Source organism: Klebsiella sp. WP4-W18-ESBL-05, assembly GCF_014169075.1.
In the GTDB taxonomy this organism is placed as follows: domain Bacteria; phylum Pseudomonadota; class Gammaproteobacteria; order Enterobacterales; family Enterobacteriaceae; genus Kluyvera; species Kluyvera ascorbata_B.
The window spans coordinates 2,062,899-2,076,929 of the sequence record NZ_AP022057.1 but is presented as its reverse complement, the minus strand read 5'-3'; the positions used below and the strand labels follow the sequence as shown (position 1 = coordinate 2,076,929).

Annotated in this window: 11 protein-coding genes; 3 read left to right on the top strand and 8 right to left on the bottom strand. The window is 56.5% G+C overall.

From position 1 onward, the window contains the following. Positions 1-54: 54 nt before the first annotated feature. From acnA to topA, 5 genes are all read right to left on the bottom strand, one after another. Complete coding sequence (gene acnA, locus H7R58_RS09940; protein WP_182929034.1) at positions 55-2,730, bottom strand: aconitate hydratase AcnA; 2,676 nt, start codon at positions 2,728-2,730, stop codon at positions 55-57. A gap of 216 nt (positions 2,731-2,946) precedes the next feature. Next, positions 2,947-3,114: a hypothetical protein gene (locus tag H7R58_RS09935; RefSeq protein WP_182929035.1), complete on the bottom strand. Its 168-nt coding sequence runs from the start codon at positions 3,112-3,114 to the stop codon at positions 2,947-2,949. A 1-nt stretch (position 3,115) separates the two neighbouring features. After that, the gene (locus H7R58_RS09930) at positions 3,116-3,232 is read right to left on the bottom strand and encodes a YmiA family putative membrane protein (protein ID WP_106929033.1); all 117 of its coding nucleotides are present in this window, start codon (positions 3,230-3,232) and stop codon (positions 3,116-3,118) included. Between the two features lie 339 nt (positions 3,233-3,571). Continuing rightward, complete coding sequence (gene cysB / locus H7R58_RS09925; protein WP_035892921.1) at positions 3,572-4,546, bottom strand: HTH-type transcriptional regulator CysB; 975 nt, start codon at positions 4,544-4,546, stop codon at positions 3,572-3,574. Positions 4,547-4,726: 180 nt separating this feature from the next. Beyond that, a complete protein-coding gene (topA, locus tag H7R58_RS09920; protein ID WP_182934709.1) occupies positions 4,727-7,324 on the bottom strand; it encodes a type I DNA topoisomerase in 2,598 nt (865 codons plus the stop codon). Between the two features lie 395 nt (positions 7,325-7,719). Here topA and H7R58_RS09915 point away from each other — a divergent pair, with 395 nt between their 5' ends. Next, on the top strand, positions 7,720-7,971 hold the full coding sequence (locus H7R58_RS09915) for a YciN family protein (RefSeq protein ID WP_106929037.1): 252 nt from the start codon (positions 7,720-7,722) through the stop codon (positions 7,969-7,971). A gap of 82 nt (positions 7,972-8,053) precedes the next feature. Here H7R58_RS09915 and sohB read toward each other — a convergent pair whose 3' ends face one another. Further along, on the bottom strand, positions 8,054-9,100 hold the full coding sequence (gene sohB / locus H7R58_RS09910; RefSeq protein WP_182929037.1) for a protease SohB: 1,047 nt from the start codon (positions 9,098-9,100) through the stop codon (positions 8,054-8,056). 253 nt (positions 9,101-9,353) lie between these two features. Between sohB and H7R58_RS09905 the strand changes: the two genes are divergently transcribed. Together H7R58_RS09905 and cobO are read left to right on the top strand one after the other, a co-directional pair. Then, the gene (locus H7R58_RS09905) at positions 9,354-10,115 is read left to right on the top strand and encodes a YciK family oxidoreductase (protein ID WP_182929038.1); all 762 of its coding nucleotides are present in this window, start codon (positions 9,354-9,356) and stop codon (positions 10,113-10,115) included. Further along, positions 10,112-10,702, top strand: coding sequence for a cob(I)yrinic acid a,c-diamide adenosyltransferase (cobO, locus tag H7R58_RS09900; protein ID WP_106929043.1), 591 nt, complete (start codon positions 10,112-10,114; stop codon positions 10,700-10,702). The genes H7R58_RS09905 and cobO overlap by 4 nt, the downstream gene beginning before the upstream one ends. On the opposite strand, the gene H7R58_RS09895 is transcribed toward cobO, so the two are convergent. Together H7R58_RS09895 and H7R58_RS09890 are read right to left on the bottom strand one after the other, a co-directional pair. Then, the gene (locus H7R58_RS09895; RefSeq protein ID WP_106929044.1) at positions 10,674-11,651 is read right to left on the bottom strand and encodes a helix-turn-helix transcriptional regulator; all 978 of its coding nucleotides are present in this window, start codon (positions 11,649-11,651) and stop codon (positions 10,674-10,676) included. The two genes, cobO and H7R58_RS09895, sit on opposite strands and share 29 nt — an antisense overlap. An 18-nt stretch (positions 11,652-11,669) precedes the next feature. Further along, the gene (locus tag H7R58_RS09890; protein ID WP_182929039.1) at positions 11,670-14,027 is read right to left on the bottom strand and encodes a beta-glucosidase; all 2,358 of its coding nucleotides are present in this window, start codon (positions 14,025-14,027) and stop codon (positions 11,670-11,672) included. Positions 14,028-14,031: the final 4 nt, after the last annotated feature.

Sequence of the window (14,031 nt, the reverse complement as noted above, 5' to 3'; positions counted from 1 at the left end):
CCGTTTTTCCTTTTGCAATCGTCCGTTTTGGGGGCCGTCACCGGCCCCCTTTTTTTAATGCAGCATATTGCGAATCACATAATGCAAAATGCCGTCGTTCTGGTAGTAGGTCAGCTCGGTTGCCGTATCAATTCGGCAGCGGCACAGCACGGTTTGCTGCTGACCGTCCGCGCGGGTGAACAGCACCGGAATAGTTGCGCCGGGCTTCAGTTGCTGTAACCCGCCGATATCAATCCGCTCTTCGCCGGTCAACTGCAGCGTTTTGCGCGTTTCGCCCTGCGGGAACTCCAGCGGCAGAATGCCCATACCGATCAGATTCGAGCGGTGAATACGTTCAAACGATTCGGCAATAACGACCCGAACGCCCAGCAGACGCGGGCCCTTTGCCGCCCAGTCGCGGCTGGATCCTGAGCCGTACTCTTTACCGGCAATCACCGCCAGCGGCGTTCCCTGGGCCTGATACTGCATAGCCGCGTCATAGATAGACATCACGTCGTTGCCCGGTAGCAGTCGCGTCATTCCCCCTTCAACGCCAGGCACCATCTCATTGCGGATACGGATGTTGGCGAACGTCCCGCGCATCATGACCAGATGGTTACCGCGGCGTGAGCCGTAGGAGTTGAAGTCGCGGCTGGCGACGCCGTTCTCCTGCAAATAGCGCCCAGCGGGGCTATCGGCCTTGATACTGCCCGCAGGGGAGATATGGTCGGTCGTCACCGAATCGCCGAGCATGGCCAGCACGCGAGCACCGTGGATATCCTCAACCGGATCGGGCGTTACGCCCATCTCATCAAAGAACGGCGACAGCCGGATGTAGGTTGAATCCGCCTGCCAGCCATAGGTATCAGAGGCAGGCACGCTGATGGCCTTCCACTCCGGCGTCCCCGCGAACACTTCTGCATACTCCTTATGGAACATATCGGTCGACACCTGCTGCACCGCATGCGCAATCTCAGCGCTGCTCGGCCAGATATCCTTCAGATATACCGTGTTACCCAGGCTATCCTCCCCAAGCGGCTCCTGCGTCAGGTCAACCGTCATGGTGCCCGCCAGCGCATAGGCCACCACCAGCGGCGGAGAAGCCAGCCAGTTGGTTTTCACCAGCGGATGAATACGCCCTTCAAAGTTACGGTTACCGGAGAGCACCGCCCCAACGGTTAAGTCGCCCTGCCTGATCGCGTGCTCAATCGGTTCCGGTAGCGGGCCGGAGTTGCCGATACAGGTTGTACAGCCATAGCCGACAAGATTAAAGCCCAACTGGTCGAGATACGGCGTCAGCCCGGCGTAATCCAGATATTCGGACACCACCTTCGATCCCGGTGCCAACGAGGCCTTGACCCAGGGTTTGGGCTTCAGGCCGCGCGCGACGGCGTTTTTCGCCAACAGCCCGGCGGCCATCAGCACGCTGGGATTGGACGTGTTGGTACACGACGTGATGGCCGCAATCACCACCGCCCCTTCCGGCAGCGCATGCTGTTTACCATCGAGCGTGAAGCCAACGGCCGGTTTCGCACGCGGCGCGCCGTTAACCTCGAGCTCCGTCGCGGCGCTAAAGGCTTTCGGTACGCTGCCCAGCGCAACGCGGTCCTGCGGGCGCTTCGGCCCAGCCAGGCTGGCTTCGACAGTGCCCATATCCAACGCCAGCGTCTGACTGAATACCGGTTCGTCTCCGCTCTGTCGCCACATCCCCTGCGCTTTGGCGTAGGCTTCTACCAGCGCGACCTGCGCGTCGCTACGCCCGCTCAACCGCATATAGCCAAGGGTAACCTCATCAACCGGGAAAAAACCACAGGTTGCGCCGTACTCCGGCGCCATATTGGCAATCGTGGCACGGTCTGCCAGCGGCAAAGCGTCGAGCCCATCGCCGTAAAATTCGACAAATTTACCCACGACGCCAAGCTGACGCAGCATCTGAGTAACGGTCAGGACCAGGTCGGTGGCCGTAATGCCTTCACGCAGTTTACCGGTCAGCTTAAAGCCCACCACGTCAGGTATCAGCATGGAGACCGGCTGCCCCAGCATCGCCGCTTCGGCTTCAATACCCCCGACGCCCCAGCCCAGAACACCCAGACCATTAATCATCGTGGTATGCGAGTCGGTGCCGACCAGCGTGTCGGGATAGGCAACCCATTCATTGCCCTGCTGTTCGCTCCACACCGCCTGGCCAAGGTACTCAAGGTTGACCTGGTGGCAAATACCGGTGCCCGGGGGCACGACGCGGAAGCGGCTGAAGGCCTGCTGCCCCCAGCGCAAAAAGGTATAACGTTCGTGGTTACGCGCCATTTCGAGGCGGACGTTGTCATCAAACGCCTCATCATCGCCAAAGCGGTCCACCGTCACCGAGTGGTCAATCACCAGGTCGACCGGCGACAGCGGGTTAACCTTGTGGGTATCGCCGCCCAGCCGTTTTACCGCTTCACGCATGGCGGCCAGGTCCACCACCGCCGGTACGCCGGTGAAATCCTGCATCAGCACGCGCGCAGGGCGATAGGCAATTTCTCTGTCCGCATGGGCACCATGAAGCCAGCCGGCCAGCGCCTGAATATCCTGCGCGGTAACCGAGTCGCCATCCTGCCAGCGCAGCAGGTTTTCCAGTAAGACTTTGAGTGATTTGGGCAGGCGGGAGAGATCGCCCAAGGCTTCAGCGGCGCGCGCTAAACTGTAGTAGTGGTACGTTTTATTATCGACCTGTAGCGTTTCCTTGCAGGCCTCTCGTAGGGTTGACGACATAGCTCCTCCTTAAATGGCGGGAATTGCGGTACTCAGACACTCCTTAGGGTCCTTATTAAAGATAACACACAGGCCCGAACACGCCGGAAAAGGGCTCGGAATGACAAATGCGATCAACGCCTTATTCAGGGACAGCGATGGGACGTAATAAAGAGCTAAGGGGAATAGCAGGCTGGTAAACAGGAGGGATCGGACGGCGGCAAAACAGCTATATTGTTATTGTTTCTTATTCTCATCCTGATTGAAGAGTTCGATAAATTCCTTTTGCTCCGGCGTCAGTTTCCATTCTTCAGGGAGCTTAACCTTATTCTCATCATCGCGGGCCGGCTTCTCTACCAACGGGGCGCGAGGTTTCTTCGGCTTAATGCGTTCGGACGCCAGCATGTCAGCCCCAGAATTTCCAGATCAGCAGCGCAATGACAATCCAGAACAGCGCAGACCCGAGGAACACGCTCAGCCAGGCTTTACGTTTCACGCCTGATGCTTTATTTTCTGACGTCATTACCGCCCTCTCACAATCGATATTACTTATCACTTTCACACCAATTAATTGTTACAACTAATCATCATTGAGATAAATCCTAAGTAAATTTTAAGCAAAGATCCAGCGATTTTACGAACCCGCGGCGGAGATTTATTTAATCTTTTGACAGCCATGGGTTATTTACGCGAAGAAGTTTGCCTTACCTTAAATTTATTTCTACTTTTGTGGCTAAATGGCTAATAGAAACAATTCTTACTTCTTGAAATTGCAGGATGACAGCATAAAAAACAGGGGATTATTAGGGAGTATTATAAGCATTTCCGCCTTCAAGGGCTGAAGGCGGATAATCATTACGGATTACTTCTCAGGCAGCTTAATATCTTTAAACATGGCCTCGATATCTTCATTCGAGCGCAGCGCAACCGCTGTATCCACTACATCTCGGGTCAGATGTGGGGCGAAACGCTGAATAAAATCATACATATAACTACGCAGGAAGGTGCTGCGACGGAAACCTATCTTAGTGGTGCTGTGGCTGAAAATACCGTCCGCATCGAGCTTCACCAGATCGGGGTCGGAAATCGGATCGACCGCCATGCTGGCAATCACCCCCACCCCGAGCCCCAGACGCACGTAGGTTTTAATCACGTCCGCATCGGTAGCGGTGAAGACGATGCGCGGCGTCAGGCCCGCGCGGTTAAATGCCGTATCCAGCTCAGAGCGGCCGGTAAAGCCGAAGGTGTAAGTGACCAGCGGGTACTGCGCCAGCTCTTCAATGGTGACCGACGTTTTCGACGCCAGCGGATGCTCCGGCGTCACCACGATAGAACGGTTCCAGTGATAGCACGGCAGCATAACTAAATCGTCATAAAGATGCAGCGCTTCGGTAGCAATAGCAAAGTCAGCGTTCCCCTTAGAGACCGCCTCGGCAATCTGAGTCGGCGACCCCTGGTGCATGTGCAGGGACACGCGCGGATAGCGCTCAATGAAGCCTTTAATCACGCCCGGCAGCGCATAGCGCGCCTGCGTATGGGTTGTCGCCACGTACAGCGAGCCTTTATCCGGCCAGGTGTGCTCCCCGGCAACCGACTTGATGGCGTCAACCTTCGACAGCACCTCTCGCGCAATGCGGATAATTTCCTGTCCAGCGGGGGTAACCTGCGTCAGATGTTTACCGCTACGGGCGAAAATCTGAATACCCAGCTCGTCCTCCAGCATTCTGACCTGCTTACTGATACCCGGCTGTGAAGTGTATAACCCTTCTGCGGTAGAGGAGACGTTGAGGTTATGGTTTACCACCTCAACGATATAGCGGAGCTGCTGTAATTTCATGCGGTTGTATCCAGTCTGTACTCAGAAATCGATCATAAAGACGATTTAATCATAAGAAATGCATCGGCTATAACCACTATATCATTTATAGCAAGTGTGTATAGATGGAAACAAAAAATAATAACGAGGTTATAAAAAAGGGCCGCAATGCGGCCCTTTGTGATGTTTTGATGAAAAACGTTACTTTTTCGCTTCGACCCATTTACCGTCAACGAAGAACGCTGACCAGCCCGTCGCTTTGCCGTCTTTTTCAGAGGCAACGTACTGCTGTTTGGTTTTACGGCTGAAACGCACCATCGTTTTGTTGCCCGCGGGATCCTGCTGCGGCGCGTCGGCCAGGTAGCGCAGTTTCTCCGGCAGACGGTCGCGGAAGCGGAACAGTTCTTCCACCAGCGGCGCGCGAGTTTCACGTGATTTCGGGAAGGTGTTAGCGGCCAGGAATACCCCAGCGGCGCCATCACGCAGCACGAAATAGGCGTCAGACTTCTCGCACGGCAGCTCCGGCAGCGGCACCGGATCTTCCTTCGGCGGCGCCACTTCACCGTTACGCAGAATTTTACGCGTGTTCTTACATTCGTCATTGGTGCAGGCCATGTACTTACCGAAACGCCCCATTTTCAGGTGCATCTCAGAACCACATTTTTCACACTCGACGATCGGACCGTCATAGCCCTTGATGCGGAACTCGCCTTCTTCAATCTCGTAGCCGTCGCAGGTCGGGTTGTTACCACAAACGTGCAGCTTACGCTTCGGATCGATCAGGTAGCTGTCCATCGCCGTGCCGCATTTCTGGCAGCGACGTTTGGCGCGCAGCGCGTTGGTTTCGGCATCGTCGCCTTCCAGCACGTTGAGGACTTCGTTTTCCGGCACCAGGTTAATGGTGGTTTTGCAGCGTTCTTTCGGCGACAGCGCGTAGCCGGAGCAGCCGAGGAACACACCGGTGCTGGCGGTACGAATCCCCATCTTACGGCCACAGGTCGGGCAGTCGATGCTGGTCAGTACCATCTCGTTCGGCTGCATGCCGCCCTCTTCTGGCGGCTTCTCAGCTTTTTCGAGCTGCTTGGTGAAATCACCAAAGAACAGATCCAGCACCTGCTTCCACTCGGCTTCATGGTTCGCCACGCGGTCGAGGTGGTCTTCCATCTGCGCGGTAAAGTCGTAGTTCATCAGCTCGCGGAAGTTCTCTTCCAGACGATCGGTGACGATTTCGCCCATTTTTTCCGCGTAGAAACGACGGTTTTCGGCACGCACGTAGCCGCGGTCCTGAATGGTCGAAATGATCGACGCATAGGTAGACGGACGGCCAATTCCGCGTTTTTCCAGCTCTTTCACCAGCGATGCTTCGCTAAAGCGCGCAGGCGGTTTGGTGAAGTGCTGCGCCGGGGTCAGTTCAACCAGGCTCAGTTTATCGCCCTGGTTGACCATCGGCAGCGTGCGGTCTTCATCGCCTTTACGCAGCGCTGGCATCACTTTAGTCCAGCCGTCGAAGCGCAGCGTACGACCGCGCGCTTTGAGTTTGAAATCCCCGGCCTTCACGGTCAGCGTGGTGGAGTCATACTGTGCCGGCGTCATCTGACAGGCCACGAACTGGCGCCAGATCAGCTGATACAGCTTCTGCGCGTCCGCTTCCATGTCTTTCAGCGCTTCCGCCTGAACGGAAACGTCGGAAGGACGAATCGCTTCGTGCGCTTCCTGCGAGTTCTCTTTGCTGGCGTACTGGTTCGGGTTCTCCGGCAAATATTTTTTACCGAAGTTATCGCCGATATAGTCGCGAACCATGTTGACCGCATCCTGACTCAGGTTGGTTGAGTCGGTACGCATGTAGGTGATGTAGCCCGCTTCATACAGGCGCTGCGCCATCATCATGGTTTTCTTCACGCCAAAGCCCAGACGGGTGCTTGCCGCCTGCTGCAACGTGGAGGTAATAAACGGCGCACCCGGCTTGCTGCTGGTCGGCTTATCTTCACGTTCCAGCACGCTATAGCTGGCTTTTTCCAGCAGGCTGACCGCCGCCATGGTTTCGTCACGGTTTACCGGACGGAACGGCTTGTCACCCTGATGGGTTACCTCCAGCGCCAGCGCATCGCCGCTCGGCGTGGTAGTGCTGGCGTCAACTTCCCAGAACTCTTCCGGAACGAAGGCTTTAATTTCGCGCTCGCGCTCTACGACCAGGCGCACCGCAACGGACTGTACGCGACCGGCGGATAAACCACGGGCGATCTTTTTCCACAGCAGCGGCGAGACCATATAACCCACAACGCGGTCCATAAAGCGACGCGCCTGCTGGGCGTTAACACGGTCGATATTCAGTTCGCCCGGCTTTTCGAAAGCCTGACGAATCGCATTCTTGGTAATTTCGTTAAACACCACGCGGCTGTAGCGCGTTTCATCTCCACCGATCACTTCCCGCAGGTGCCATGCAATGGCCTCCCCTTCGCGGTCAAGGTCGGTTGCGAGATAGATGTGGTCGGCTTTTTCCGCCAGCTGTTTGAGTTCCGAAACTACCTTTTCTTTGCCTGGCAGCACTTCATAGTGTGCCGCCCAGTCATGCCATGGGTCGACGCCCATGCGGTTAACCAGCGCGCCTCGTTCATCCTTTTTAGGCTTTTTGGCCGTTTTGGTGGAGGTAGAGTCAGCGCTCTTTTTGGCGGCTGAGCCACTTGTCGGCAAATCGCGGATATGACCGACGCTGGACTTAACCACGTAGTCATTACCCAGATACTTATTGATCGTTTTGGCTTTTGCCGGGGACTCAACGATAACGAGAGCTTTACCCATATTCACCTTTACCTAATTTGATTCTTCCAGGAATACATCGCACATGTTCCACATCCCACTGGCGACAAACCTTGTATGTTGCGGCAACGCCAATGGATATCAACCCTTTACTGACCGGCTTTTGAGGCAAGCGGCCAGGCGGCTGAGTTTACAGACTTTTTTTCGTCAGGTGCTATAGCACGAAGAATATTTGGTCGAATGTCAAGCAAATCTGCTGCCAGATTGCCGAAAGCGTCACACTGTACCTGATAAAATTCGTTACGCAACTTTATTAGCATGCAAACACCATTCGTGCCAACTTTGCGATAAAATGATTGCCCCTGGTAAACGTCGGGAATATTTGCCCACAGCATCCTCCCGGCGTACACTAGCGCGAGAATGTTGAGGAGTTGAATATGTCAAAGAATAGCCAACCTATCGATCGTCAGACGCTGCTGATTGAAGCCAATCGCCTTATCCGCGAACACGAAGATACCCTGGCCGGAATTGAAGCAACGGGCGTTGAACAGCGTAACGGCGTGCTGGTTTTCAGCGGAGAGTACTTCCTGGATGAACAGGGCCTGCCGACGCCGAAAAGCACAGCCGTGTTTAATATGTTCAAGTATCTCGCCCACGAGCTATCTGAAAAGTATCACCTGGTTGACTGAGCGTAAGGCCTTGGCCTAAGCCCCAACAAAAACGCCCGGTAAACGATGTTTACCGGGCGTCGTCATTTCAGACGGAGGCCTCTTACAGCATCGGCTTCTGCCCACGCTGCCACCAGCGCATCATCAGACGATCGGCGCTTTCTGCAGCACTGCCGGTAAAGCGATCCATCATTTTTTTACGCTGAGTGTAGCGCACGTTCACCACTTCATGGTCGGCCATCAGCCCCAGCAGCAGCTCATCGCTGGTGCCCACTTCATCCACCAGCCCTTTTTCCTGCGCCAGCGAACCGTACCAGTGTTCACCGGTGGCAACCTGTTCGATGTCCAGCGACGGACGCATCGCTTTCACGAAGTCTTTAAATAAGTGGTGGGTTTCGTTGAGCTCTTCGCGGAACTTCTGTCGCCCTTCTTCGGTGTTCTCGCCCAGCAGAGTCAGCGTGCGCTTATACTGGCCGGCGGTATGCAGCTCTACGTCGATATCTTTATTTTTCAGAAAACGATTCAGGTTCGGGATCTGCGCCACCACGCCAATGGAACCGAGGATCGCAAACGGCGCCGCGACAATTTTGTTCGCCACGCAGGCCATCATGTAGCCGCCGCTGGCGGCGACTTTATCCACCGCCACCGTCAGTGGGATTTGCTTATCGCGGATACGCTGTAGCTGGGAAGCCGCCAGACCATAGCCGTGCACCACCCCTCCAGGACTTTCAAGACGCAGCACCACCTGATCTTGCGGAGTCGCAACCGTCAATACGGCGGTAATCTCTTCGCGCAGCGAGGCCACTTCGTGAGCGTCCATGCTGCCTTTAAAATCCAGAACCCAGGCGCGCGGCTTGCTGGATGTTGACGACTCACCCTGTTTAGCCTTCGCCTTCGCGGCTTTCGCCTCCTGCTTCAGCTTTTTCTTCTGCGCTTTCTGCCACAGCTTCTGCTGCGGGCCATCAAGCAGCGCCACGGCTAAGTCTTCCTGCATGTCCTTGTGCTGCTCGCTTAAGTTGGTGATCCGCAGCTCGCCGCGCTGCCGCTTACGCGACGTCAGATTAACAATCAGCACCGCCACCACGGCGATGGCAACGACAACGGTGACGATTTTCGCCAGAAACAGACCATACTGAAAAAGTAATTCCACACATCCACCTTGTACAAAAATCACATATTCTGTCGCTCAGTGTACAACACCGAGCCCGGCGCGTCTCGGCCCGAGTATCAGCCTTCGAGGCGGCTTCCAAATGACTTTTTTGCAAATGAAATCATTGCAAATTGTTAATCAGACGTTGTCTCTCCGGCTCGCTGATTGAAATAGCGAGCAGATTCAGGCATAAAGCCCAAAAGCCATGAAAAGTACATAAAATATGGTCAGCAAGGGCCATAGAGGAGCAACCGTGCACTATCAACCCCAGCTCGACTTGTTGCAAAACCGTATCATTCTGGTCACCGGTGCCAGCGACGGCATCGGTCGGGAAGCCGCAATCACCTACGCGCGCTACGGCGCCAGCGTCATTTTACTGGGCCGCAGCGAAGAAAAATTGCGTTCAGTTGCGCAGGAAATCAGCAAAATCAGCGAATTGCCTGCCCACATTTACACGCTGGATTTGTTAACCTGCACCCCGCAGGACTGCCAGCAGCTTGCGCAGCGAATCCGTTTGCACTCCCCGCGCCTTGACGGCGTGCTGCACAACGCCGGGCTATTGGGCGACGTGGTCCCGATGGCCGAGCAGGATCCGCAGGTCTGGCAGCAGGTGATGCAGGTGAACGTCAATGGCACCTTTATGCTCACCCAGGCACTGTTGCCGCTGCTGCTGGAATCTGAAGCCGGTTCACTGGTCTTCACTTCCTCCAGCGTCGGGCGCGAGGGCCGCGCTAACTGGGGGGCCTACGCGGTGTCTAAATTCGCCACCGAAGGTATGATGCAGGTGCTGGCCGAGGAGTACCAAAGCCGCCATCTGCGCGTAAACTGCATTAACCCGGGCGGCACGCGCACTAAAATGCGCGCCAGTGCGTTCCCGACGGAAGATGCAATGAAGTTAAAAACCCCTGCCGATATTATGCCGCTTTACCTGTGGCTGATGGGCGACGATAGCCGGCGGAAAACCGGCATGACTTTTGATGCCCAGCCAGGGCGTAAACCAGGAATTGCCCAATGAGTGATGAACGTTACCGTGAACGCCAGCAGCGCGTAAAAGAGCGCGTGGCCGCCCGCGTCGCCGCCGCCCAGGATAGCCGGGGGATCGTGATTGTCTTTACCGGCAACGGCAAAGGTAAAACCACCGCCGCCTTCGGCACCGCCACCCGAGCTGTGGGCCACGGCCATAACGTCGGCGTGATTCAGTTTATTAAAGGCACGTGGCCTAACGGCGAACGTAACCTGCTTGAGCCGCTAGGCGTTGAGTTTCAGGTGATGGCGACCGGCTTTACGTGGGATACGCAGAACCGCGAAAGCGATACGGCGGCCTGCCTTGAAGTCTGGCAGCATGCCAAACGAATGCTGGCCGACGATAGCCTGGATATGGTGGTGCTCGACGAGCTGACCTATATGGTGGCCTATGATTATCTGCCGCTGGAAGAGGTGTTAACCGCGCTGAAAAGCCGCCCGCATCACCAGACGGTCATCATCACCGGTCGCGGCTGTCACCGTGACATCCTCGACTATGCCGATACGGTCAGCGAACTGCGCCCGGTAAAACACGCGTTCGAAGCCGGTATTAAGGCGCAGATTGGCATCGATTACTAAGCAGCGTGAGCCTGTCGAGCAACGCGCGGTTGAGCGGCAGGCACAGGCAATCTTCCCCCTGTGCCAGGGTACTCTCCGCCAGATTCTGACGCGAAATAAAGCGCTTTCGGTATTCGGTCGGCGTTAGGCCACAGTATTTATTAAACGCGGCGATCAGCGATTTATGCTCCTGAAAACCGCAGCTGTGGCTGATTTCCGTAATCGGCGTTCGCGTATCACGCAGCAGCGTGCGGGCTTTGTTGAGCCGCACCAGCGTCAGATACTCTTTAAAATTGTGTCGACTGACCTTTTTAAACAGCCTGGAAAACCACGAGTAGCTCATGCCGCTATGGTGGGCGACATCGCTAAGCGTCAACGGCCGGTCGAAATGCTGGTTAATGTAGTCAATGCCTTCTTTTATCATCGCCTCTTCCCGCAGCGTACTTTCCGCCCGCTGGGTAGGTTTGCCGCCGGCAACTAATGCATCCAGCAACAGGTAAATTGCCGCGATGCGCTGAAACGGCGCACGTTCATCAATAATCTGCGCCAGCAGCGCGATGAGCCGCTGAAACACCTGCCGAGCTGCGTCAGTCGGCGCCTGGCGAGATGTCCGCCAGTCCAGTACCGGCGCCGGGTGCAGCTCATCAAAAAGTCCGGGGGAAAACTGGACGGTCACCAGTTGACTCCCGTCCTCTAGCGCACTCAGCGCGTGTACCTCTTCCGCATTGATGTACAGCATCTCCCCCTGCCCGAGTTCCACATTGCGCTGACCAACCGTCAATGAAAAACGGCCGCTGAGGACGGTGATAAGCTCCGGCGCAAGATGCCAGTGGGGTTCGCAGTAGCGAACCTCCGCGGCAAATACGTTCAGCTTCTCGGCGTCGAAGGCAATCAGCTCATAGCCGCTGTGGGCCGTCTGCCGCCCGGTTTGTACCACCGGGCCCGGGTGAGTGACTGAAAAAGGAAACACGCGCGCTCTCCTGTGTACTTACGGGTAAGGCCGCCCTGCCAGTACTGCATTCAGCTCATCGCGCTCAATATCCAGCGCAAGGAACTCCGTCAATGCAATCAGCAGGCCGCAAAACAGATCCGGGGCCAGGCGAATCAGCTTTTCCCGCACCCGATCCGCAGGCAGATGGCTTTTATCGCTAATCAGCTGCACCACGCGGGCAAACGCTTCCGGCTGCTGAATCAGCTGCTGCAGCGAGTTATCGTCGCGCAACGGAACATGGCGAGCCGGGCAGTCAACGGTAAATTCCGCCTGCAACGGCAGGTCACGGGAAGAGCCGCCAATCTGGACCTGCCATGTCCCCGGGGTTACCAGCCAATCTGCCAGCCCCGGATGATAGCAAGCCAGCTCCGCAACCGGCAGCCTCAGCGTTACCCGCCGCGTTTCCCCGGCCGCCAACGCAATTTTATCAAAACCTTTCAGGGCACGGACTTCACGAATCAGCTCGCCCTGCGGCGCGCTGACGTAAAGCTGAACGACTTCTTTACCGTCAATCTGGCCCACGTTGCTCAAATCAAATGATACCGCCAGCGTGTCCTCCGCCCCTAACCGAGTGGCCTCCAGAGTCAAATTCGCGTAGGTAAATTGCGTGTAGCTTAAGCCGAACCCGAACGGGAACAGCGGCGTCAGGCGGCGTTTATCATAGTAGCGGTAGCCAACAAACAGCCCTTCGCCGTAGTGATGGCGCAGGTTTTCCCCCGGGTAATGCAGCCAGGCGGGCGTCTCTTCCAGCGTATTTGGCACCGTCACCGTCAGCTTACCGCTGGGGTTACGCAAGCCGAAGAGGATCTCGGCCACCGCGCGCCCCATGCCCTGCCCGGCGAAGAACGTCTCCAGTAGCGCCTTACATTCCCCCAGCCACGGCATCACGACCGCATCGCTGTTAGCCAGCACCACCACGACATTAGGCTGTACCGAGGCGACTTCGCGGATCAACCGCTCATGCACGGCGAGAATATTCAGATCCTGGCGATCGCCGTTTTCACCGTCCTCACCGACGGCCGTGCTGACAAAAATCACCGCGACGTCAGCTTCCTGGGCCACCGCTTTCGCCTGCGCTAGCGCGGCTTCGTCACTGTGGACATCATCCGGTGCCCCTACCGCCCAGCTCACGCTGAAATCGTCCCCGGCGAGGTCAAAAATTTCGTCCAGCGGGCGGTCAAGCAGGTACGGTACCGTGGTTGCACAGCCTGAACCTTGAATAACCGGCTCCTGCGCGGGCTTGCCCAGAACGGCAATACGTCGCGTTTTTTCCGCACGCAGCGGCAGAAGATCGTGCTCATTTTTCAACAATACAATGGATTCAGCAGCCAATTGTTGAGACAGCGCGTGATGTGCAGGGAAGTCCGCCTGCACGTCAGGCCGCCGGTGACGATGTACTTTATCCAGTAGCGTCAGCATTCGCAGACAGGCTCGATCCACCACCGCCATCGGTACAGTCCCTTCCTCAATGGCCGCCAGCAGCGTCTGTTTATCGCGACGCGTTTCCGGCATGGCCAGATCGTTGCCCGCCAGCAGCGACGCCGGGCGATCTTTCACGCCGTACCAATCAGACATCACCAGACCGTCGTATCCCCACTCTTCACGCAGCACCTGCGTCAGCAGGAACGGGTCCTGAGAGGTTTGCACGCCGTTGAGGCGGTTATAGGAGGACATCACCGTCCACGGCTGCGACTTCGCAATCGCCCGCTGGAACCCCGCGAGATAGATTTCACGCAGCGCGCGTTCTTCAATAATCGAATCCATCTCGGTACGACGGTATTCCGAGTTGTTGGCAGCAAAGTGCTTGAGGCTTGCCCCCACCCCCTCATCCTGCAGGCCGTTAATCAGCGCGGCGGCAATATCGCCGCTTACAACCGGGTCTTCGGCATAATATTCATAACCGCGCCCGGCCAGCGGCGTACGGCGAATATTGATCCCCGGCCCAAGCAGAATGCCGACACCCATATGCTGGCACTCACGCCCAAGCGCCTGCCCCATTTGGTAGACCAGTTCACTGTCCCAGCTACAGGCCAGACTGGAGCCGTTCGGGAAGCAGGTTGCCGGCAGTGACGCGCTAAACAGAGCCTCACTGCCCCCTTTCGCGGCCGATTCTTCAGCGCTGGCCTGATTGGCGGTTTGCGTGATGACGGAGATGAAGTCATCCATGCTCCACTTCTCGCTACCGTCTATCTGCGCACTGCTGTAGCGCACGCCATAGGTGCCGTCGGTCATCACAATGTCGCGGATGCCATGCTGTGGCAGGTTCGCCGTGCGCCACAGGCCGCTTCCGGTAAGCAGCGCAACTTTCTCTTCGGCGCTCATTGCCGTAATGATGCTGGTAAAATCACGATTCATTTCT

Bases quoted from the DNA above. Each gene is read 5' to 3' on its own strand.
- acnA (WP_182929034.1), bottom strand. From the start codon at position 2,730: ATGTCGTCAACCCTACGAGAGGCCTGCAAGGAAACGCTACAGGTCGAT.
- H7R58_RS09935 (WP_182929035.1), bottom strand. From the start codon at position 3,114: ATGCTGGCGTCCGAACGCATTAAGCCGAAGAAACCTCGCGCCCCGTTG.
- H7R58_RS09930 (WP_106929033.1), bottom strand. From the start codon at position 3,232: ATGACGTCAGAAAATAAAGCATCAGGCGTGAAACGTAAAGCCTGGCTG.
- cysB (WP_035892921.1), bottom strand. From the start codon at position 4,546: ATGAAATTACAGCAGCTCCGCTATATCGTTGAGGTGGTAAACCATAAC.
- topA (WP_182934709.1), bottom strand. From the start codon at position 7,324: ATGGGTAAAGCTCTCGTTATCGTTGAGTCCCCGGCAAAAGCCAAAACG.
- H7R58_RS09915 (WP_106929037.1), top strand. From the start codon at position 7,720: ATGTCAAAGAATAGCCAACCTATCGATCGTCAGACGCTGCTGATTGAA.
- cobO (WP_106929043.1), top strand. From the start codon at position 10,112: ATGAGTGATGAACGTTACCGTGAACGCCAGCAGCGCGTAAAAGAGCGC.
- H7R58_RS09890 (WP_182929039.1), bottom strand. From the start codon at position 14,027: ATGAATCGTGATTTTACCAGCATCATTACGGCAATGAGCGCCGAAGAG.